The sequence below is a fragment of the Frigoribacterium sp. CFBP 8751 genome, from assembly GCF_014841545.1.
Classification (GTDB): domain Bacteria; phylum Actinomycetota; class Actinomycetes; order Actinomycetales; family Microbacteriaceae; genus Frigoribacterium.
In genome coordinates this window covers 324757-346119 of sequence record NZ_JACYUB010000001.1, presented here as the reverse complement: position 1 = coordinate 346119, position 21363 = coordinate 324757, and the positions used below count along the sequence as shown (strand labels likewise).

The following is a 21363-nucleotide window of genomic DNA, read 5'->3' as shown; positions in this document are numbered from 1 at the left end:
GCGCCTCACCACCAGAACGGTGCCTGCGGCCGGTAGGGCTCCTCGAGTCGGCGGACGTCGTCGTCGGTCAGCTCGACGTCCAGGGCGGCGACGGCGTCGGCGAGGTGGTGCGGCTTCGTCGCACCGACGATCGGGGCCGAGACGACGGGGTTCCGCAGCACCCAGGCCACGGCGACCTGGGCCATCGACACCCCGTGCTCGGCGGCGACCTGCTCGACGGCGTCGATGATCGGGCCGTCCTCGTCGACGTCGAAGGCCTTCGCGACCTCGTCGACGGCGGACCGCTCGGTGGTCGCCCCGCGCGGTCGGGTGAGCCGACCCTTGCCCTGCGGCGAGTACGGCACGAGCCCGACGCCGAGGTCGGCGCAGAGCGGGATCATCTCGCGTTCCTCCTCGCGCTTCAGCAGGTTGTACTGGTCCTGCATGGTCGAGAATGGCGTCCAGCCGTTGACCACGGCGGCGGTCTGCATCTTCGCGAACTGCCAGGCGAACATGCTCGAGGCGCCCGTGTACCGGACCTTGCCGGCCCTGACCAGGTCGTGGAGCGCCTCCATCGTCTCCTCCACGGGGTCTCGGGGTCTAAGCGGTGGATCTGGTACAGGTCGACGTGGTCCGTGCCGAGTCGCGTGAGCGAGGCGTCGACCTGCTCGAGGATCGCCTTGCGCGACAGGCCCGAGCCGCCGGGGCCGTCGTGCATGCGACCACTGACCTTGGTCGCCAGCACGACGTCCTCGCGGCGGGAGTACTCGCGCATCGCGCGGCCGACGAACTCCTCACCGGTGCCCTGCTGGTAGACGTTCGCGGTGTCCCAGAAGGTGACCCCGAGCTCGACGGCCTGGCGGAAGAACGGTGCCGAGGCCGCCTCGTCGAGCGTCCACGAGTGCAGGCCGCGAGTGGGGTCGCCGTAGCTCATGCAGCCGAGGCCGATGCGGCTGACCTGCAGGCCTGTGGTTCCCAGACGGGTGTACTTCACGGTCGTGCCTCCTCGGCGTTCGGGGGTGATGTGGTCTCGATGGCGGGGTGCGCGGCATCGGTCGCGCCGGGCGCGCGTCGGTGGAAGAGCGCGGCGATCGCCCAGGGGCCCGGCTCGAGACGCACCGCCATCTCGTCCAGCACCCGCGCCTCCTGCTCTCGGTCGCGCGTGAGGTCGGAGATCTCGCAGGAGGCGCGCCACCACGTCGCGAGACGGCTCACGATCCGGCCGCCTCGCGCGGTCCGCTCGCGACGTCGGGTCGGTCCGGCGCGTCGGCGCGGACGACCGCCGGGTCGGCCTGCGGTGCCGCCCAGCTGGCGAGGAGGCGGAGGCGCTCCTCGGTGGGCGATCCGGGCTCGGCGCTGTAGACGAGGAAGTTCAGGCCCGGGCGACCCATCGGCTCCATGGCCTCGTAGACCATGTCGAGCTGACCGACGACCGGGTGGTGGAAGCGCTTCTGGCCCGACGTGTGGTGGCGCACCTCGTGGGCGCCCCAGCGCACCCGGAACTCGTCGCTGCGGGTGGACAGTTCGCCGATGAGGTCGTGCAGGGCGCGGTCGTGCGGATCGCGGCCGGCCTCGGTGCGCAGGATCGCGACGTTGATGTCGGCGGCGACCGACCACGACGGGTAGAAGGCCTCGGCGAGCTCGCGGTGCAGGAAGACGAAGCGGGCGAGGTTCACGGGCCGCTCGTCGAGGGCGTAGAGGTCGGAGTAGAGCGCACGGAAGAGCGCGTTCTCGGCCAGGACGTCCATGCGGCCGTTGCGGACGAACGCGGGCCCGGCCGTCACGGCGTCCAGCACGAGCTGCATGCTGCGCGAGACGGTCTCGGGCGGACGACGTCGCCGCCGGGCGCGCACGGGCGACTCGTTCGCGGCGCGGGCGAGGTCGGCCAGGTGCTCGCGTTCGGCGTCGTCGAGCAGCAGGGCGGTGGCGAGCGAGTCGAGCACGACCTCGGACACCCCGCCGAGGCGCCCGCGTTCGAGCCGCGTGTAGTACTCGACGCTGACGCCCGCGAGCAGTGCCACCTCGCTCCGCCGCAGTCCGGGCACGCGGCGTCCGGGCCCGCCCGGCAGCTCGACCTGCTCGGGCCGCACCCGCGCCCGTCGGCTGGTCAGGAAGTCGCGGATCTCGCTCTCGGTGTCCATGCCCACGACGCTACGACAGGGGCGGGTCGCGGTGGGATGCCCTGGTGGGGCCTCCCTCGGTGATGACCACCACAGCATCCGACAAGCGCCGTACCGACCACGGTGCTGGTCATCACGCAGGGCGACACGGAGCATCGCACGAAGACCGCCCCTGGCCGACCACACCCCTCGGTAAGATCCGCACGTGCCTTCGACCCTCTACGAGCAGATCGCCGACGACCTGCGGCGGCGCATCCTGAGCGGCGACCTCGCGGTCGGCGACGACGTGCCGAGCGAGGGCGAGCTGGCCGAGCAGTGGCGCACCTCACGGGGGCCGATCCGCAACGCCCTCGCCGCGCTGCGCTCCGAGGGCCTGGTCGAGACCCGGCGCGGCCGCCCGGCGCGCGTCGTCGCGCGCAAGGCGCACCACCCGGTCGACGTGTCGATCCCCTTCACCAAGTGGGTGCGCGACGTCGGCGGCGAGCCCGGTGCCCGCACACAAGAGGTGTCGCTGCGCCGTGCCGACGACGACAAGGCCCGGTCGCTCGGCATCGAGCCGGGTGCCCTCGTGGTCGACGTCGTCCGGCTGCGACTCGTCGACGGCCGCCCGACCATGCTCGAGCGCCTGACCTTCATCGAGGAGGTCGGTCGCGTGCTGTTCGACGTCGATCTCGACACGGTGTCGATCACCGAGTACCTCGACTCGCGGGGCTTCGGCTACGCCGACATCGACCACGAGATCGACGCGGTCGCCGCCGACGAGCTCGACGCCGAGCTGCTCGGGGTCGAGCCCGGCACGCCGATCCTGCGGCTGCACCGCATCACGCGCGGCCCCGACGGCCGCACCTTCGAGGCCTCGGACGACCGGTACCGCAGCGACATCGTCCGCTTCACCGTCTCGGCGTCGGGCCGGGCCCGCGAGGGCGACCACTTCATCCGCGCGATCGGCCCCTGAGCGACGCCCACCCGCGTCCGCGTCCGCGTCCGAGGACGCAGGAGGCGCGGCGCGGCCCCCGCAGGCCGCCACCGCGCCCGGTCACTCGGGTCGGACGCCCACCCGCACCGACCCGCCCGCGGCAGCCGCCGCGATCCCGGCGTCGAGGTCACGCAGGGCCACCGTCTCGCCCACGAGCGCGTCGAGCGGCCAGGCCGCGTGCCGCTCCTCGACGAAGCGGACGGCGTCGACGAGGTGCCGCGGGGCGTAGTTGTGCACGCCGCGGACGGTCACGAGTCGTCGGACGACGCTCTCGGCGTCGAACGGTACCGCCGGGGCGGGGAAGACGCTGCCGACCAGCACGGCCACGCCGCCGACGCCGAGCTCGGCGAGCGCCGAGGCCACCGCGTGCGGCGACCCCGAGGCCTCCACGGCGACGAGCGGGGCACCGCCCGCGACGGAGAACGCGGTGCTGAGGCCGTCGTCCGCGTCGGGGGCAGCCGACGGGTCGGCCGTCGCGACCGCGCCGAAGCGGACGGCGAGTCGACGGCGGGCGGGATCGGGGTCGACGACGACCACCCGGGCCGCGGCGTCGGTGGCCAGCGCGGTCGCCGTGAGGCCGATCAGCCCGGCCCCCGTGACGAGCACCACGGCGCCGTCGAGGGGCACGATCGCCGCGGCGGCGTCGAGGGCCGCCACGGCCGTCGCCGTGCCGCACGACACCGGGGCCCACAGCTCGGCAGGCAGGTCGGGCTCGACCGGGACGATCGCCGTGCCCGACCGCACGTGCACGTGCGTGGCGAAGCCGCCGCTCAGTTCCCACCCCGTGACGAGCCGCTCGTGACCGTACTTCCGCACCGACCCGCACTTCTGCGGCAGGTCGCGTCGGCAGGTCGCGCAGCCACCGCACGACACGGTCAACGACCAGACGACGCGCTGCCCGACGGCGAGCGGCGTCCCGTCCACGGCGACCGCCCCCGGCCCGAGGGCGACCACGCGACCGACCTGCTCGTGCCCGAGGACGAGCGGGGCGGGCGCGCTCCGGTCGCCCCGAGTGGTGTGCACGTCCGAGCCGCAGATCGTCGCCAGCTCGACCTCGACGAGGGCGTCGCCGGGCTCGAGGACGACCGAGGGCACCGCGACGGCCTCGTGCGGACGGCCGGGTTCGAGCCACACCATGGCGGTCGGGGCCGGGTCGAGGGGCAGCGCGGCCGGGGAGGTGGGGTCCGTCACGGACGCGACCCGCGCCTCCTGGTCCGTCGTCCGCGGCGGCACCCCCGTCCGCGGCAGGGCGGTGGTCACGCGACCGCGGTCGTCGACGCGCCGGCGGCCGCGACCCCGGCGAAGGCCGACAGCCCGACGAGGTCGCGGACGCTCTCGAGCACGACGTCGGCCCCCGCGGCGAGCAGCTGCTCGCGGGTGTGCGCGCCGGTCGTCACGCCGACGACGAGGCCCGCACCGGCGGAGCGCCCCGAGAGGACGTCGCTGACGGTGTCGCCGACGACCGCGACGGCGGCGACCGACGAGGCACGGGTGCGCAGCAGCGCGGTCAGCACGAGGTCGGGTGCGGGGCGGCCGCGGCCGGCGTCGACGGGCGAGAGGGCGGCGTCGACCGTCCAGCCGAGCGCGTCGAGCAGGCGGTCGCGCGTGACGGGCGAGAAGCCCGTGGTCAGGACGACCGAGACCCCGGAGGCGCGGAATGCGTCGACGAGATCGCCCGCGCCCTCGATCGGCTCGACTCCCGACTCGTCGACGAGCTCGCCGTAGGCCACCTCGAACTCGTCGTTCGCGCGCTGCGCGAGCGCCTCGTCGCCCCCGGTGAGGTGCCGGAAGACCTCGATCTTCGAGCGGCCCATCGTGTCGCGGACGTACTGCAGGGCCTCGTCGCGGCTCAGCGTCGGGCCGAGGTCGACCCGGTCGGCGACGCGGGCGAAGGCCTGCTCGACCACGCCGTCGTCGACGACGGTCGTGCCGGCCATGTCGAGCACGACGAGCTCGATCGGGGTCGCGGCCTCGGCGGCGGGGGTGCCGGACCAGGCGGGGGTGGTGGCGGTCGTGGTGCTCATGCGGTGAGGCTCTCTGTGAGGGGCGAGGGGACGGGCGAGGTGACAGGCGAGTGGACGGTCGAGGTCGGGGCGGGGCGGTCGAGCGCCCGGTCGCGCCCGCCGTCGAGGTGCGCCCCGACGACGTGCTCGGTGAGCCCGAGCCCGGTGGTCATGCCGATGCCGGTCGAGACGACCGTGACGAGCACGCCGGGCGTGACCTCGTCGACGACGAACTCGTCGCGGCCCGAGGCGTAGACGCCCTGCCACCGCTCGGTGACGACCGGCTCGGCGCCGAACAGCACGCGGAACTCGTCGAGGAAGGCGTCGGCGATCCGCTCGTCCTGGAACGGCGCGATCGCGGCGCCCTTCCGGTGGCTGTCGCCGACGATCACCGACCCGTCGGGCAGCTGCGTGTACATCTGGTTGAGGTCCATCGCGGCGAGGTCCGGGCGCTCGGCGTGCAGTCGGGACCGCACCGCCTCGGCCGCGCCCGTGCCGGCGAAGGCGCTGTAGCGGATCAGCGACCAGCCGGTCAGCAGCGGGGCGACGAGCGGTCGGACGAGGTCGGCCCGCACCCGCAGCATGTCGAGGCCGCACCGCTCGAGGGCGTGCCGGTCGGCGAGGTCGGGCAGCAGCTGGTCGAGGTCGTGATTGGTCGCGACGACGACCGTCCCGGCGTCGATCGGGCCGCGGCTCGTCTCGACGCGTCCCGACGAGACCGACCCCACGGAGGTGCGGGTCAGGAAGCGCACCCCTCGCGTCTCGAGGTGCCGGCGGATCGCGTCGGCCGCCTCCCTCGGGTCGACCTGCAGGTCGTACGGGAGCAGGGCGCCGCCGACGACCGCACCGGGAGCGACCGGGGCCAATGACGACAGCTCGGCCGCGTCGAGCCGCTCGATCTCGGGCCGGTCTCCCAGCACGCGGTCGGTGCGGGCGAGGGCCAGCTCGTCGAGCAGGTCGAGCTCGTCGACGTGTCGGGCGGCGACCAGCGTGCCGCGCCGGGACAGCCAGAAGCCGGCGTCGCGGGCCAGCCGCAGCCAGAGCTCGCGGGCGGCGAGGGCATGCCGGCGGGCCTCGCCGCTCTGCGGGGTGAGGCAGAGGTGGCCGAAGTTGCGCACCGTCGAGCCGCCGATCACCGCCGAGCGGTCGACGACCAGCACCGAGAGCCCCCGGTCGACGGCGGCGAGGGCGGCACCGAGGCCGACGATGCCCGAGCCGACGACGACCACGTCGTGCGGTGCCGCCGCGTGCCCCGCGGCCGGGGCCTGGGCCGGGGCCGGGGCGTGACGGGCCGCGCCGGGGGCCGTGTGGTGTGTCGCGGTCATCGGAAGACCCTCCGCATCCAGACGGCGAGCCCCTCGACGGCCAGGACCGTGACGAGGATCATCAGCACGATCGCCGTGACCGTCCCGTAGTTCGAGCCCTGGCTGGCGTTCAGCAGGTAGTAGCCGACTCCCCCGGCACCGACGATGCCGAGCAGCGTCGCGGCCCGCAGGTTGGTGTCGAGCATGTAGAAGGTGTGGCCGATCAGGGCGCGGGTGCCCTGCGGCAGGGTCGCTCCGGCGTACACCTGCACGCGACTCGCGCCGGTGGCCGAGAGGGCGCGCTCGGGGCCGGGCGAGACCTCCTCGAACGAGTCGGCGAGCAGCTTGCCGAGCAGCCCGACGCCGCCGAGCGCCAGGGCGAGGGTGCCGGCCTGCGTGCCGAGCCCGGTGACGACGATCAGCACGATGGCGAGGATCACCTCGGGCACCCCGCGGATGCCGACGAGCAGCAGGCGCATGCCGCTGCGCACCCCTCGGCTCGGGGCGACGTTGCGGGCCGCGAGCGACCCGACCACGACCGAGGCGACGAGTGTCAGCACGGTCGCGGCCAGCGCGATGGCGATCGTCTCGCCCATGGCGGCGACCATCGTCGAGGCCTCGTAGCTGCCGAACGACGGCGGCCAGAACCGGGTCGCCACGGCGGGCACCTTCGCCCAGACGGTGACGAGGTCGGACCAGGCGATGTCGCAGACGGCGATGCTCGCAACGACCACGGCGACGGCGAGCCACCCCCACGAGACGTCGCGCCGACGGGCGCGGTCCCACGGGCGGCGGAGCGCGGACTCGACGGTGGTGATCGCGGGACGCGACGGGGCCGGGTGACCGGCACCGCGCCTCCTGGTGGCCCGTCGGACGACGCGGTCGCCGAGACCGCGGCCGGTCGGCGCGATGCCGAGCATGGCGGCGCGGACGCTGCTCGAGACGATCTCCATCACGACGCAGAGCACGAAGATGACGAGGGCGTAGCCGAGGCCGAGCCCGTAGTCGAGCGACTTGAAGGCGAACGACATCTCCATGCCGAGGCCGACGACCCCGACGTAGCCGAGGATCACGCTGCCGCGGAGGTTGATGTCGTTGCGGTGCAGCACGGTCGCCACCCACGACGGCAGCACCTGGGGCAGCACGCCGGCGGTGAACTGCTGCAGGCGGCTGCCCCCGGCGGCGCGGATCGCGGTGCGCGGACCCTCGTCGATCTGCTCGATCGCGTCGGCGAACAGCTTCGAGATCATGCCGACCGAGTGCAGGCCGATGGCGAGGATGCCGGGCAGGGTGCCGAGCGAGAAGAGCAGCACGAACACCATGGCGAGCACGACGTCGGGCACGGCCCGGGCGAGCACCGTGACGAAGCGGGCGGCCGCGCGCCAGCCGGGGCCGGGGGTCGTGTTCGAGGCCGCGAGCACGGCGACCGGCACCGACAGGACGGCGGCGAGCAGGGTGCCGCAGATCACGAGGCCGAGGGTGAGCGCGGTGAGCTGCAGCAGCTCGCCGAGCGGGGGGAACTCGATCGCCCCGACCCGGCCGAAGAACCGCTCGGCGTTGGCCCAGCTCTGCAGCATCCGCGCCGGGTCGATGTCGACGCTGCGCAGCGCCACGAGGCTCGCGACCAGCAGGGCGACGAGGGTGAGGCCGGCCGCGACGCGCTCGGGCGAGACCCGGCGACGAGGAGGCGCGGTGACGGGGGCGGGGGCCGCCCCGGTCGTGCGCGGGCGCTCGGTGACGGCGGTCATCGGACGGCGTCCCCGGCGAGCTCGAGCTCGATGGCTGCCATCTGGTCGGTGCTCGTGGCGACGCGGCCGTAGATCTCCATCACCTGGGCCTTCGACAGGCCCTCGGTCTCGGTGTCGAGCACGACCCGGCCGTGCCGCAGGCCGACGATGCGGTCGGCCCACGACAGGGCGAGGTCGACCTGGTGCAGGCTGCAGATCACGGTGAGCCCCTCGTCGGCGGCGATCTCGCGGATCAGCGCCATCACCTGGTCGCTCGACTCGGGGTCGAGCGAGGCGACCGGCTCGTCGGCGAGCAGCACCTGGGGACGCTGCATCAGGGCGCGGGCGATGGCGACGCGCTGCTGCTGGCCGCCCGAGAGGGTGTCGGCGCGCTGGTAGGCCCGGTCGAGCAGGCCGACGCGCTCGAGCCGGGCGAGCGCCTCGGCCTTCGCGGCCCGGCCGTACGACCAGAGCCCGAGGCGGGGCCCGCGCACGGTGGCAAGCGAGCCGGTCAGCACGTTCTCGAGCACGGTCAGCGACGGCACGAGTTCGAACTGCTGGAAGATGAAGCCGACCTCGCTGCGCAGCCGCCGCAGCGCCCGCCCGGTGAGCTCGGTGACCTCGCGACCGAGCACCGTGACGCGGCCGTCGGTCGGCCGTTCGAGGCCGTCGACGTGGCGCAACAGGGTGGACTTGCCCGAGCCCGAGAGGCCCAGCAGCACGACGACCTCGCCGCGTCGGACGCTGATCGAGGCGTCGTCGAGCGCGAGGGTCTCACCGAAGCGCTTGGTGATGCCCTCGAGCCGGACGACGGTCTCGGCGGGGGCGGTGTGCGGGGTCATGTTCGTCTCCGGTTCGTTCTGCTCGGACCCCGGGAAGTCGCCGAGACACTCGTGCGCGCGCGAGGGTCTCGGCGACTTCCTGGGGTGTGAGAGGTGCTAGGTCGTGCGGGTCAGGCCTTGCACTGCGACGCGTTCGTCTTCTCGCAGATGTCGCGGATCTGGTCGTAGTACGCGTCGTCGACCGGGGTGGTCTGGAAGAACACGGCACGGAAGCCCTCGCTGTCGGCACCGTCGATGCCCGCGGCGACCATGTCGTCGGCGGTGACGTTCGAGAGGATGTCCTTCAGCTGGGCCTTGACGTCGTCGGGCAGCGAGTTCGACTCCACGATCGGCGCCCCGGGCACCATCTGCTGGTCGATGACCTCGACGGCGTCGCTCTTGGCGACCTCGCTGTCCTCGGCGAAGCCGGCGTCGCACTCGGTGCCCTCGCCGACCTTCTGCACGCTGACGTCGTGCTTGCCGGCGAAGACCGGGGTGATGTCCTTCTCGGGGTCGATGCCGGCCTCGAGCAGCGCGTAGCTCGGGAACAGGTAGCCCGAGGTCGACGACGGGTCGACGAAGCAGATCTTCTTGCCCTTCATGTCGGCGATCGACTCGATGTCGCTGCCCTTCGGCACGATGGCCTGCGAGTAGTAGCCGGGCTCCTGGCCCTCGGCCGTGGTGATCGACGAGATCGGGGTCAGCTCGGCACCGTTGTTCGTGGCCGTGACGTAGGTGAAGCCCGAGAACGACGCGACGTCGATCTGGCCGGCGATCGAGGCCTCGATCAGGGCCGCGTAGTCGGTCGACTCGTGGTACTCGACCGTCTTGCCGGTCTCCTTCGCGATGTAGTCCATCAGCGGCTGGTAGTTCGTCTCGGTGTCGACCGAGTCGGGCACGACGCCGAAGACGAGGGTGCTGTCGTCGACCGCGTAGCCACCCGCCGCGTCGGACGAGCCGGTGGCCGAGGAGGCGGGGGTCGAGCAGGCGGACAGCGTGACGGCGAGCAGGGCGGCGCCGACGAGGGCGGTCGCGGCGCGGGGACGGCGGAGGGTCATGACGGCCTTTCGGGTGGGAGCAGGACGTGACGATGGTGGCACGCGCTCGACCGACATAGGAACCTACCTTAGGCCTCGTTCAACGAGAGTTCACCTCTTGTCTGCCTAACCCGGGCGGGGTGGCCGCCGGGCCGAGATGGAGTGGGTGGCCACCGGGCCGAGACGGAGTGCCGTCGCGGCCATGACGGGTCCAGGTGCGGCGGTCTACCCTCGGACGACCACCCCGCCCTGCTCCCGCGACGAAGGCCTCCGCATGCGACACGACGACGGCACCCCCGACGACCCGGCCCTTCCGCCCGACGCGCCCCGCGTCCCCGATGCTCCGGGCGCGTCCGGCGCTCCGGGCACCCCCGGTGCTCCGGGCACCCCCGACGCCTCGGACGACGACCTCGAAGCCTGGTCGGACGAGGCGCACCGTGAACTCGAGCTGCTCGTCGCCCGTGACCGCGAGGCCGAACTGGCCCGCCGGCACGAGGCCGAGCGCGTCGCCCGGGTCGAGCGTGCCGAACGCGCCGCCCGCCTCGAGCAGGAGCGCCGTCGCCGTGAGGCAGAGCTCCCGCTCGAACTGCGTGACGCCGACGACGAGCCGTACGACGGTGGGCCGAGGCGCCGACTCGTCATGGGGTCGTCGAAGGTGCTGGCCGCGGTGGCGCTGCTGGCGGCGGTCGCCGTCGCGGTGACCGGGTTCCTGTAGGCCGACCCGCGCCTCCTGGGCTCGTGCGTCCGTGAACCCGCTTTCGAACGATGCACCCGGAAGCTTCTGGGTTCATGGTTCGAAACCGGGTTCACGGGTGGGCGGCGGCCCGGGCGAGGCCCGTCAGAGGGCGAGCAGGGCGATGCCGCCGAGCACGACCCCCGACGCCGCCAGCCGCTTCACCAGTGAGCCCTCACGCAGCACGAGGGCGCCGAACACGGCCACCATCACGACGCTCGTCTCGCGCGCCGGGGCGACGAGGGCGACCGGAGCCGTCCGGATCGCCGTCAGCACGAGGATGTACGACAGCGGCGACAGCACCCCGAAGGCCAGCACGCGCGGCCAGTGGGCGCGCGCGACGGCGACGAGCTCGCCCCGACGCCGACCGAGCGACGCGCTGTAGAAGACGACCTCGACGAGGGTCACGCCGACCATGAACGACACGGGCGAGAGGTCCCAGGTGCGCAGGGCGTGGGCGTCCCAGATCGTGTAGCTCGCGATGGCGAGGCCGGTGAGCAGGCCCCAGGCGATGCCGGGGTCGAGGCGGCGCCGGCGGCCCGGGGCGGACGGCGACGACGCCGTCGACGACCCGTGCAGGAGGCGCGGTGCCGGAGAGCCCGTCGGCCGCCGGTCGATCAGTCCGGTCGCCACGACCCCCGCGACCACCACGGCGATGCCGACGACGGCCGTCACCGAGAGCTGCTCGCCGAGCAGCAGGACGGCGAGGCCGGCGCTGACGGCGGGGCCGCTGCCGCGTGCCGTCGCGTAGACGGTCGACAGGGTGCCGACCGCGTAGCCGCGCTGCAGCACCGTCATGTAGACGACGTGCAGCGCGGCCGAGACGCCTGCCCCGACCGCGAGCCCGCCGACGCTCGCACCGAGGCCGCCCGTGAACGGGACGACCGGCAGCCAGAGCACGGTGCTGGCGACGGCTCCCCACCAGAGGAAGGGCGTGCCGAGGCGGCTCACCCCGTGGGCGACGACGTTCCAGCCGGCGTGGCAGACGGCGGCGGCGAGGACGAGCAGGAGGGCGGTGGTGGACATGCGAGGACCCATCGGCTCGGCGCGGGGCGCACCGAACGGGTCCTCCAGGCTTTTGTCCGTTCAGATGACGGCCGGGCGATGGCGCCCGACCGTGGCGCCGCTCGGACCAGTCGGATCGTGGGACCCCGGAACCCTAGGCGCTGTCGTGGCGAGCGTAGGGGCGGCGGGTGTCCGGTGGGTGAACTCGTGTCGCGATGAACCCCGTTTCGAACGATGAACCCGGAAGCTTCGGGGTTCATGGTTCGGAACCGGGTGCGAGGGCGGCTCGCGCGGAGCGGACCGGAGCGGAGGCGGCAGCGGGGCGGAGGCGGCAGCGGGTCGGCTTAGCCTTGCCGCACCGACCACGCGACGTCGAGGCTCGTCGCCTGGCCCGGCGCGAGGGTGACGAGCGGCCCCAGCACCTCGAGCTCGACGAGGTGCGCCGAGGGGTGCAGGTCGCCGAGCTCGCCGATCGGCGACGCCGTGGGGCGCTGCAGCCAGATCTCGACCTTCGACCCGCCGTCGGGCCAGGTGCCCCCGGCCGCGGGTTCGGTGGCGAGCGTGAGTGTGGTGCCGTCGGGGTCGCGGTAGGCCGCGGAGCCCGACGCCTCGGGGTAGCCGCGCTTGGCCACGCCGGTCCCGACCGGCAGCAGCACGTCGTCCCCGTGGCGTGACGACGGGACGTCGCCCTCCCAGCCGCCGAGGTCGAGTTCGAGGGGAGGCGCGGCGTGGGCGACGACGACCGCGGCGTCCTCGAGGGGGCGACCCGCGCCTCCTCGGGTGTCGACCTGGCAGACCTCCCAGATCGACCAGGTGCGCGGGACGTCCGAGACGTTGGTGAAGGTCGCCGTCTGGCGGAACGCGGCACCGACGGCGGGCACCGTGAAGCGGCGTTCGACTCGGAGGCCCGAGCGGACGTCGTCGGCGCTGGTCAGCACCACGGTCACGGCTCCGTCGTCGAGGTGCCACCCGACCGCCCACGGCCCCGAGTCGAGCACGGGGTCGGGCGGGCCGGCCCACTCGTCGGGTCCCGACCAGCCCTGCGGCGCCGGCCAGGTCTTCGAGCCGCCGACGTTGGCCCAGGTCGACATGTCGCCGTCGCCCGCCGGCCACTCGGCCACGGGGACGACCGGTGCGAGGTCGGCGTCGATCAGCGCCGGGTCGCGCCAGAGCCGCTCGCGGCCGTGGGCGACCAGCGACAGCAAGCGACCGCCCCGGGTGGGTGCGAAGACGAGCTCGAGGTCGGGCGTCGTCACCCGCAGCAGCGGCAGCTCGGGCGTGCCCGCCTCGACGACGACCGGACGGGACGTCACGCGCGCGGAGCCGGTTCGCGCGAGCCGACCTCCTCGCGCACGGGCGCACCCGCCGGGATCAGCACGACCTTGCCGGTCGCCCCGGCCGCGGCGATGCGGTAGGCCTCGTCGGCGTCGGTCAACGGGAGCCGGTGCGAGACGACGATCTCGGGGCTGAGGCCGTCCGCGGCGATCATGCGCGCGACGTCCTCCATGCCCTGCACCGAGGTGACCCACGACGCCGTGAGGGTGAGCTGCTTGTGCAGCAGGGTGTCCGAGACCTCGGTCTCGAGGCGCCCGCCCTCGCCGAGCAGGCCGACGCGACCCCACTCGGCCGCGGCCTCGACCGCGGTCAGACGGCCGGGCGTGCTGCCCGAGCAGTCGACCGTGACCTGGCAGCCGACGCCGTCGGTCAGGGCCAGCACGTTCGCGACCGCGTCGCCGTCGGCGAGGACGACGTCGTCGACCAGGCCGGTCGCCCGGACGAACTCGATGCGCTCGGGCGACCGCTCGACGCCGATCACCCGGCGGGCGCCGAGCATGCGGCCGAGCATGGCCGCGGCGAGGCCGACCGGCCCGAGGCCGACGACGAGCAGGTCCTCCCCGCCGTGCACGCCGGTGCGGCGCAGGCCCTCGTAGGCGGTGCCGAATCCGCAGGCGATCAGGGCGCCGTCGACGAACGACAGCCCGTCGGGCAGGGGCACGCAGGTCGACTCGTCGACCAGCACGTACTCGGCGTGGCCGCCGTCGCGCTGCCAGCCGTACGACGCCTTGTTCGGCTGGTCGGTGCAGCTGATGAAGTAGCCCGAGCGGCAGTTGCGGCAGCGTCCGCAGCCCTGGATGTGGTAGACGATGACGTCGTCGCCGACGCCGAAGCGCGTGACCCCGGGGCCCGTCGAGACGATGCGGCCGCTCGGCTCGTGGCCGGCGACGACGCCCTGGTAGGCGGGGGCGCCGTCGAGACCCTTGTGGGTCTTGTAGCCGTGGTAGATGAAGCCGATGTCGCTGCCGCAGATGCCGCTCGCGCCGACCTGCACGAGCACCTGCCCGGGGCCGGGCGTCGGCACGTCGTGCGTCCGCAGCTCGGCGGTGCCGTCGCCGGGCAGGAACACGCCCTGCATGGTGCCGGAGGGGGACGAGGAGGCGCGGGTCGCGTCCCCGGCGGAGGACGCGGTGGCGGAGGGTGCGGTGGTGGTCATGGTCTAGCTCTCTTCGATCGACCCGCGCTTGCGGGACAGGGTGACGTTGAGCAGCACGGCGAGCACGATGATGACACCGCGGACGACGCTCTGCAGGAAGGAGTCGACGCCGAGCAGCACGAGCCCGTTGCCGATGAGGGTGATGAAGATCACGCCGAGGAAGGTGCCGATCAGGCTGCCCCGGCCGCCCGACATCGCGGTGCCGCCGATGACGACCGCGGCGATGACGTCGAACTCGAGGCCGTTGGCGGCGCCGGCGTTGCCCGAGCCGAGGCGGGCCGCGAGCAGCACGCCGCTGAGGGCGCCGAGCATGCCCATGATCGCGAACAGCACGATCCGCACCCGGGCGACCTTGATGCCGGCCAGCCGGGCGGCCGCCGCGTTGCCGCCGATCGCGAAGACCGAGCGGCCGAACGCGGTCTTGCGGGCGACGAAGGCGAAGACGAGGAAGGCCAGGATCATCACGACGGCGGGCGTCGGGACGCCGAACACCGTGCCGGTGAGGAACGGCATGACCGGGTCGTCGAGCGGCAGCGGCACGGGCAGGGCGTCGGTGCCGAACTGGCCGAGGCCCCGCAGCACGCTCCAGAGACCGAGGGTGGCGATGAACGACGGCACGAGGAACCTCGCGCGCAGCACGCCGGCGAGGGCACCCCAGCCGGCTCCGACCACGAGCGTGATGACGATCGCCAGCAGGGCGGGCAGCCCCCACTGGGTCATGGCGACGGCGACGATCACCGACGAGAGCGCGACGGCGGGGCCGGTGCTCACGTCGATCTCGCCGGCGATGATCACCAGGGTCATGCCGGTGGCGGCGATGCCGATCAGCGCGGCGTCGCGCAGTAGGCCGCTCTGGTTCGCCACGGTGAAGAAGCCGACCGCGTTGAACATCAGGTAGAGGTACAGCAGCACGATCGCGACCAGCAGGCCGACGATGTTGACGAGCGTGGTGTTGCGACGGAAGGCGTCGCGGACGCGACCGAGCGCGGAGTCGCGAGGCGCGCCTCCTGGTCCGCCGGTCGGGGTGGTCGTGGGGTCGAGTGTGGTGGTCATCGGGTCGTCCTTCTTCAGCTCGAGACCATGGAGGCCTGGAGCAGCACGGGCAGGGAGATGTCGGGGGCGCGGAACTCCTCGCGGAGGCCGCCGTCGCGCAGCACGAGCACGCGGTCGCAGGCGAGGGGCAGCTCTTCGACCTCGCTCGAGACGAAGACGACGAGCTTGCCGGTGTCGGCGACGGCGCGCATGATCTCGTAGATCTGCGCCTTCGCCTCGACGTCGACGCCTCGCGTCGGCTCGTCGAGCAGGAGCACGCGACTGTCGGCGTGCAGCCACCGCGCGATGACCGCCTTCTGCTGGTTGCCGCCGCTGAGCGTGCCGATCGGCCGGCCCAGGTCGTGTGCCTTGATGTTCAGACGCTCGGCGAGCGCCTTCGTGGCCGCCGCGATCGCACCCGACGACAGCGCGCCTCCCCGGGTCACCCGGCCGAAGTCGCTCATGACGATGTTCTCGTCGATGCCGAGGCCGGGGATCACGCCGCGGCCCTTGCGGTCCTCGGGCGTCATGCCGACCCCGAGCGAGAGCATGCGGGAGGCGCTGGGCCGGTCGACGACGGAGCCCGCGATCGCGATGGTGCCCCCGGTCGCCGGACGGAAGCCCGCGATCGCCTGGAGCAGCTCGGTGCGTCCCGAGCCCAGCAGGCCGGCGATGCCGAGCACCTCGCCGGCCCGACCCTCGAAGGTGACGCCCGAGAGCTTCGGGGCGACCTCGAGGTCGGTGACGGCGAGCAACACCTCGCCGCTCGTGACGGGGCGTGTGACGACGCCGCGCTCCTCGGGGTCGGCACCGATCATCAGCTCGATGATGTGGGCGGTGTCGCTGCCGGCGATCGACACCGTCTCGACGACCTTCCCGTTGCGCATCACCGTGGCCGTGTCGGCGATCTGCCGGATCTCGTCCATGCGGTGGCTGACGTAGAGCACGGCGACGCCCTGCGCCGCGAGACGCTTGACCGTGTCGAGCACGAGGTCGACCTCGGCGGCGGCGAGCGCGCTGGTGGGCTCGTCGAGGATCAGGAGGCGCGGGTCGTCCTGCAACGCCCGTCCGATCTCGACGATCTGCTGTTGCGCGAGGGTCAGCCCGGCGACCTCGGCGTGCACGTCGATGTCGGCGCCGAGGCGCTCGAAGGTGGCACGGGCCCGCTCGACCATGGCCCGGGTGTCGATGCCGAAACGACCGCGCGGCCATCGGCCCATGGCCAGGTTCTCGGCCACGGTCACGCCGGGCACGAGGCTGAGCTCTTGGTAGCACGTGGCGACGCCGGCTGCGGCGGCCGCGGTCACGCCGCCGGCGCCGAGCGGCACGCCACCGAGCAGGACCTCGCCGGTCGTGGGGGTCTCGACCCCGCTCAGCAGCCGGATCAGCGTGGACTTGCCGGCACCGTTCTGGCCGAGCAGCGCCCGCACCTCGCCGGCGTGCACGGCGAAGTCGACTCCGTCGAGCGCGGTGACGCCGGGGTAGACCTGGCTGACGCCGCGGGCCTCGGCGATGGGGGCGCCGCGGTCACGGGCGGGATCGAGCGGCGCGTCCGGGATGGGAGCTGTCGACTCTGACAAGGAGATCCTCCTGGGATCGAGGGGACGGGGTGAGGGGCGGCGGGGGCCCGGCGTCGTGCCGGGGCCCCCGGCGCCGATCAGGGGAGGCCGTCGGGGTGGGTCTCGGTCCACCCGGCGGCGTCGGCCGGCAGGTACAGGTCGATCGGTGCGGCCACGACCTTCTCGGCGGGCGTCGTGCCGTCGATGGCGTCCTGGGCCGCGGCGAAGGCGAGCTTGCCCGCCTCGATGCCGCTGATGTCGACGACGGCCTTGAGCACCGAACCGTCGGCGAGCTCGGCGGCGATGTCGCTCGTCATGTCCGAACCGAAGACGGCGACCTGACCGACGAGCCCTCGGGTCTGCACGGCCTTGTAGGCGCCGACGGTCGCGCCGCCCGCCTCACCGTAGAGACCGTCGAGGTCGGGGTTCGCGCTGAGCATCTGCTCGGCGGTCGAGACGGCGGTGTCGACCTCGGCGCCCTCCTGGTTGGCGACGAACACGGTGCCGGGCAGGGCCGCGGTCAGCGCCTCGGAGAAGCCCTTGTAGCGCTGCTGGCAGACCTCGTACTGCTCGCAGTTGATGACGCCCATCCTGGGCGCCGTGATGCCGGCCTCGGTGAAGTAGGCCGCGGCCTGCTTCCCGAGGTCGCCGCCGAACTTGAGCGGGTCGCCGAGCACCCACGCCGTGACGTACTGGTCGACGGCGTCGTCGCTGACGCAGGTGTTGTAGCAGATGACCGGGATGCCGGCCTCGCTGGCCTGCCGGACCGCGGGGACGCTGCCGTCGGTCGAGACCGCGGACAGGATGATGGCGCTGACGGCGGACGAGGTGAGCGTGTTCATGAACGAGCTCTCCTTCGACACGTCGCCCGCCGAGGTGGACTCGAGGAAGTCGACGTTCTTCGAGTCGGCGTCCGCGGCGTCCTGGACGCCCTTCTTGACGCCGCCGTAGAAGCCCTGGGAGTCGAGGTACAGGGCGCCGATGCGCTCGGTGCCGCCGTCGCCTCCGTCGGCGCTGGGGATGGAGCAGCCCGCGAGCGCGACCGACGCGGCGAGCGCGGCGGCCACGGCGAGGACGCGCCGTCGGGTCCTGGTGATGGGTGACATGGGTCGGGGTTCCTTTCTAGGGGCGCACGGCGTCGTCGCCGGGCGTGACCACGGGTGCGGTCGGGTCGGAGGAGGCGCGGGTCGGGTCGGTCGTGACCCCGAGCTCGGCCGAGAGGGCGGCGACGACGCGGCGCAGGGTCGCCACCTCGGCGTCGCGCACGTCCTGCGGGTCGTCGTGGAAGAGCAGCATCGACGGTAGCGAGGTGGCGAAGTAGTCGACCTCGCCCGGTGTGCGCGACAGCTCGTCCACGTACGAGTCGAAGTCCCCCAGCAGGTCGGCCGCCCACTCGGCCTCGCCCAGACGGGAGAGGGCACGGACGGTGGCCGCGCTGCGCTCGGTGAAGGCCTGCGTGGCCATGCCCGCGAAGTCGCCGGTCGACCGGGAGGCCTCGGACCAGGCGGCCCGGGCGGCGTCGGCGTCACCCGCCGCGGCGAGCGCGTCGCCGAGGGCCAGGTGCAGCTCGGCCGTGGTGGCGAGCGGGTGCCGCGCCTCGCCGAGGGTGGCGGGTGGGGCGAGGGCGGCCTCGACGGCGGATCGCGCCCGCTCGGCGTCGCCCTCGGCCAGCGCCCGACGGGACACGGCGAGGCAGGCGTCGTCCCAGGCGCCGAGCACCTGGCCCTCGCCACCCTCCCAGGGCTGGAAGCTGCGCGAGGTGAGCACGGCGAGCGCGTCGTCCGGGCGTCCCACCTCGGTGAGCAGTCGGGCGCGCACCACGCAGAGGTCGTCCCGCTCGGCGACGAGGTCGATCCGTGACTCGAGCTCGGCCAGCCGGTCGTCGGCGGACGCCCCCAGCCGCCCGGCCAGCTCGTCGGACTCGAAGAGCAGCCGGGAGTCGTCGGGACGGACGCGCAGCGCGTCGTCGTAGTGACGAGCCGCGAGGTCGGGGTCGGCCAGCACGTTGTAGGCGGCCACGCCGAGGTTCCGCTGCACGACGGCGGCCTGCGCGTCGTCCAGGTCGGTCGCGGCGGCCCGTCGCCAGGCGTCGACGGCGTCCTGCCCGCGGCCCCGGTCGTACCACCAGCTGCCCAGCAGCGACCAGGCGAGGCCGTCGGCCGGCTCGAGGGCGACGGCGTCGAGCAGGGCCGCGACGTCGTCGAGGCGCGAGGGCAGGCAGTTGGTCGCGTCGAGGGCGTGGACCGCGGCGAGTGCCCGACGCGCCTCGTCCACGCGGCCGGTCCTCGCCAACGAGGAGGCGCGGTGGTAGGCGAGCAGCGGACCGACCGCCACCTGCCCGAGCGCGGTGGACGCGACGGCCCCCTGGGCGAGGTCGAGGACGCGGAGCGCCTCGTCGACGTGCCCGGACGAGCCGTACTCGAGCGCGACGTCGAGCAGCGTCGGGGCGTCGTCCGTGAGGCGTCGGCCCGCGAGGTGTCGCGCCCACTGGTCGAGCGGGTCGAGCTCGAGGGTCTCGGCGAGCAGCCTGTCCGCCTCGTCGTGCCGGCCGAGGCCGCGCAGGGTCAGCGCGAGCAGGTCGCGCACCTGCAGGTTGTCGGTGCCGTGCGACAGGGCCGTGCGCAAGAGGGCCTCGGCCCGGACGGGGTCGGCCGGACCGGCGAGCCGGGCCAGGGCCAGCGACGCGGGAGCCACCCAGGCGGCGTTCCAGGCGGACTTCTCCAGCGCCTCCTTCGCCTCGTCGGTGCGCCCGAGGCGCACGAGCGTGAGGCCGAGACGGTAGAGGGCCTCGCCGTCGGCCGGGTTCGGCGCCCACGCCGACTGACGGCCGACCGCGACACGGAGGAGCGCGAGGGCTTCGTCGTAGCGGGCCGCGGCGTGGAGGAGGGTCGCCTGGGCGACGTTGCTCCGCACGTCGCCCGGGTCGCGGCGGAGCGCCTCACGCCAGTAGGGCTCGGGCGAGCGGGTCGCGTGACGGTACTGCCGCAGGTACTGGCCGATGAGGAAGAGCTCCTCGACGGTCTCGACGTCGGCGGGGGCGGGCGGGGCGACGGCGGCCTCGGGGGCGGCAATCTCGGGGGCGGCCTCGGGGGTGCCGTCCACGGGGGTGCCGGCCTCCGGGGTGCCGGCCGCGGCCACCGCGTCGAGGCTCGCCTGGACCGTGGAGCCGAGCACCGTGACGAGCGTGCGTCCGGCGGAGCGCGCCTCCACGACGACCTCGGAGAGGAGGACGTCCGCCGGCAGGGACCGGTCGAGCACCGACGGCAGGCCGGGTTCGACGTCGACCGTGACCGAGTCGAGGACGGTGCCGTCGACCGTGCGGACGACGATCTCGGCCCGCGGGTGGACGGCCGTGACGGCGAGACCGATGCGCAGGGCGCTCCCGGCCCCGGCGGGGTCGTCGAGCTGCTCGACGCGCAGGGCCGCGTCACGGGTCGCCTGGTGGGCGGGGCCGATCTCGGTGATCGGGTACCAGTACTGGCTGAAGGTCTTCGTCTCGCCCGGGGTGAGGAACGAGAAGTCGGGCTGGTTGTCGGTGTAGACGCCGGCCATGAGCTCGACGTAGGGGCCGTCGGAGTCGGTGAGGTTCGCGTCCCAGGCGTGGCCGAAGGGGGCGTCACCCCAGGTCCACTGCTTCTTGCCGGGCGAGATGGCCCGGTCGGCCCAGTGCACGAAGCCCGCGCGCCGCCCGTGGTCGTAGCCGCCGAAGAAGTCGTCGTCGGTGTGGGTCACCATGTACGAGGTCGGCACGGGGATGTTGCGGTACCAGTCGAGGCGGTCGGCGTCGGGGTGCTCGTCGTCGACGCGGGCCGGGTAGTCGACGCCGTAGTAGTCGCCCTCGACCCGGGGGAAGGTCACGACGGCCCGTTTGGCGTGGTCGGCCACGTGCCGCACGTCGGTCGGGAAGAACGACTGGTAGTCGTCGCCCACGGCGGCGGCGACGTTGGCCCACCAGAGGAAGGTCTGCGTCTCGTCGCTGCGGTTGAAGAGGCGCACCCTGGCCTCGATGAGCGACGAGTCGGGGCGCAGCCGGATGCCGTGCATGCCCTTCATCCGGGCGAAGGGGTCGTGGTCGGAGCACCACACCGTCACCGACCCGTCGGCCTCTCGCTCGATCGACACGTCGGTCGGCAGGAAGGTCGCGGGGCGGTGGTGCTGGGGCCAGTTGAACTCGACGCCGCCCGAGATCCACGGACCGGCCAGGCCGACCAGGGCCGGCTTGATGACGTTGTTGCGGTAGAAGACGTCGTAGTCGGCGGTCTTGTCGTACGCGACGTGCAGCCGTCCGCCGAGCTGGGGCAGGATCACCAGGCGCAGCCAGCGGTTCTCGAGGTGGACGGCCTGCCACTCGTGCGGCCGCTTCTCGGCGGAGATGCGCTCGTGGAACGGCAGCGGGAAGACCCGCCCGGACGATCCCTGGTAGACGCGGGCGTCGAGGAAGGCGGGGTACCGGTCGGGCTCGCCCGGCAGGTAGGTGTCGAGGACGAGGGGTTCCGACCAGACGGCGACTCCGGCGTCGGCCTGATCAGTGGGCACGGGGGGAAGAGCCATCTTCGACTCGGCGGTGAGCATGGTC

Annotated in this window: 17 protein-coding genes and 1 pseudogene; 2 read left to right on the top strand and 16 right to left on the bottom strand. The window is 73.6% G+C overall.

All coding sequences use genetic code 11. The features are described 5' to 3' along the window. Positions 1 to 5: 5 nt before the first annotated feature. The 3 genes and pseudogenes from IFT88_RS01730 to IFT88_RS01720 form a co-directional block, all read right to left on the bottom strand. Positions 6 to 973: pseudogene (locus IFT88_RS01730) on the bottom strand (aldo/keto reductase). Further along, on the bottom strand, positions 970 to 1194 hold the full coding sequence (locus IFT88_RS01725; protein ID WP_192118563.1) for a hypothetical protein: 225 nt from the start codon (positions 1192 to 1194) through the stop codon (positions 970 to 972). The pseudogene IFT88_RS01730 and the gene IFT88_RS01725 overlap by 4 nt, the downstream one beginning before the upstream one ends. Then, complete coding sequence (locus tag IFT88_RS01720; protein ID WP_137847553.1) at positions 1191 to 2120, bottom strand: helix-turn-helix transcriptional regulator; 930 nt, start codon at positions 2118 to 2120, stop codon at positions 1191 to 1193. The genes IFT88_RS01725 and IFT88_RS01720 overlap by 4 nt, the downstream gene beginning before the upstream one ends. Before the next feature lie 184 nt (positions 2121 to 2304). On the opposite strand from IFT88_RS01720, the gene IFT88_RS01715 reads away from it, so the two are divergent. Next, a complete protein-coding gene (locus IFT88_RS01715; protein WP_043594651.1) occupies positions 2305 to 3054 on the top strand; it encodes a GntR family transcriptional regulator in 750 nt (249 codons plus the stop codon). A gap of 81 nt (positions 3055 to 3135) precedes the next feature. Here the strand turns inward: IFT88_RS01715 and IFT88_RS01710 are convergent, their stop codons facing one another. From IFT88_RS01710 to IFT88_RS01685, 6 genes are all read right to left on the bottom strand, one after another. Next, positions 3136 to 4335 carry an alcohol dehydrogenase catalytic domain-containing protein gene (locus tag IFT88_RS01710; RefSeq protein WP_342212045.1) on the bottom strand — a complete coding sequence of 400 codons (1200 nt, stop codon included), beginning with the start codon at positions 4333 to 4335 and terminating at the stop codon, positions 3136 to 3138. Further along, entirely contained in the window at positions 4332 to 5099 is a 768-nt protein-coding gene (locus IFT88_RS01705; protein WP_192118561.1) for an HAD family hydrolase, read from the bottom strand. The genes IFT88_RS01710 and IFT88_RS01705 overlap by 4 nt, the downstream gene beginning before the upstream one ends. Next, positions 5096 to 6403, bottom strand: a complete 1308-nt coding sequence (locus IFT88_RS01700) for a TIGR03364 family FAD-dependent oxidoreductase (protein ID WP_192118559.1) — start codon at positions 6401 to 6403, stop codon at positions 5096 to 5098. The genes IFT88_RS01705 and IFT88_RS01700 overlap by 4 nt, the downstream gene beginning before the upstream one ends. After that, positions 6400 to 8130: a phosphonate ABC transporter, permease protein PhnE gene (gene phnE / locus IFT88_RS01695; protein ID WP_192118557.1), complete on the bottom strand. Its 1731-nt coding sequence runs from the start codon at positions 8128 to 8130 to the stop codon at positions 6400 to 6402. Before phnE ends, IFT88_RS01700 begins: the two co-directional genes overlap by 4 nt. Continuing rightward, positions 8127 to 8951, bottom strand: coding sequence for a phosphonate ABC transporter ATP-binding protein (gene phnC / locus IFT88_RS01690; RefSeq protein WP_192118555.1), 825 nt, complete (start codon positions 8949 to 8951; stop codon positions 8127 to 8129). Before phnC ends, phnE begins: the two co-directional genes overlap by 4 nt. A 110-nt stretch (positions 8952 to 9061) precedes the next feature. Beyond that, positions 9062 to 9988 carry a phosphate/phosphite/phosphonate ABC transporter substrate-binding protein gene (locus IFT88_RS01685; protein WP_192118553.1) on the bottom strand — a complete coding sequence of 309 codons (927 nt, stop codon included), beginning with the start codon at positions 9986 to 9988 and terminating at the stop codon, positions 9062 to 9064. A gap of 253 nt (positions 9989 to 10241) precedes the next feature. Here IFT88_RS01685 and IFT88_RS01680 point away from each other — a divergent pair, with 253 nt between their 5' ends. Beyond that, positions 10242 to 10682, top strand: a complete 441-nt coding sequence (locus IFT88_RS01680) for a hypothetical protein (RefSeq protein WP_192119490.1) — start codon at positions 10242 to 10244, stop codon at positions 10680 to 10682. A 123-nt stretch (positions 10683 to 10805) separates the two neighbouring features. Here the strand turns inward: IFT88_RS01680 and IFT88_RS01675 are convergent, their stop codons facing one another. The 7 genes from IFT88_RS01675 to IFT88_RS01645 form a co-directional block, all read right to left on the bottom strand. After that, the gene (locus IFT88_RS01675; protein WP_192118551.1) at positions 10806 to 11726 is read right to left on the bottom strand and encodes an EamA family transporter; all 921 of its coding nucleotides are present in this window, start codon (positions 11724 to 11726) and stop codon (positions 10806 to 10808) included. Between the two features lie 323 nt (positions 11727 to 12049). Continuing rightward, positions 12050 to 13018 carry a hypothetical protein gene (locus IFT88_RS01670; RefSeq protein WP_052505204.1) on the bottom strand — a complete coding sequence of 323 codons (969 nt, stop codon included), beginning with the start codon at positions 13016 to 13018 and terminating at the stop codon, positions 12050 to 12052. Next, a complete protein-coding gene (locus IFT88_RS01665; protein WP_043594642.1) occupies positions 13015 to 14196 on the bottom strand; it encodes a zinc-dependent alcohol dehydrogenase family protein in 1182 nt (393 codons plus the stop codon). The genes IFT88_RS01670 and IFT88_RS01665 overlap by 4 nt, the downstream gene beginning before the upstream one ends. A 3-nt stretch (positions 14197 to 14199) precedes the next feature. Next, complete coding sequence (locus IFT88_RS01660) at positions 14200 to 15249, bottom strand: ABC transporter permease (protein ID WP_199858857.1); 1050 nt, start codon at positions 15247 to 15249, stop codon at positions 14200 to 14202. Between the two features lie 14 nt (positions 15250 to 15263). Next, positions 15264 to 16808: a sugar ABC transporter ATP-binding protein gene (locus IFT88_RS01655; protein ID WP_199858856.1), complete on the bottom strand. Its 1545-nt coding sequence runs from the start codon at positions 16806 to 16808 to the stop codon at positions 15264 to 15266. A gap of 77 nt (positions 16809 to 16885) precedes the next feature. After that, entirely contained in the window at positions 16886 to 17893 is a 1008-nt protein-coding gene (locus tag IFT88_RS01650; protein WP_192118549.1) for a substrate-binding domain-containing protein, read from the bottom strand. 16 nt (positions 17894 to 17909) lie between these two features. Then, a complete protein-coding gene (locus IFT88_RS01645) occupies positions 17910 to 21359 on the bottom strand; it encodes a DUF5107 domain-containing protein (protein ID WP_192118548.1) in 3450 nt (1149 codons plus the stop codon). Between the last annotated feature and the right edge of the window lie 4 nt (positions 21360 to 21363).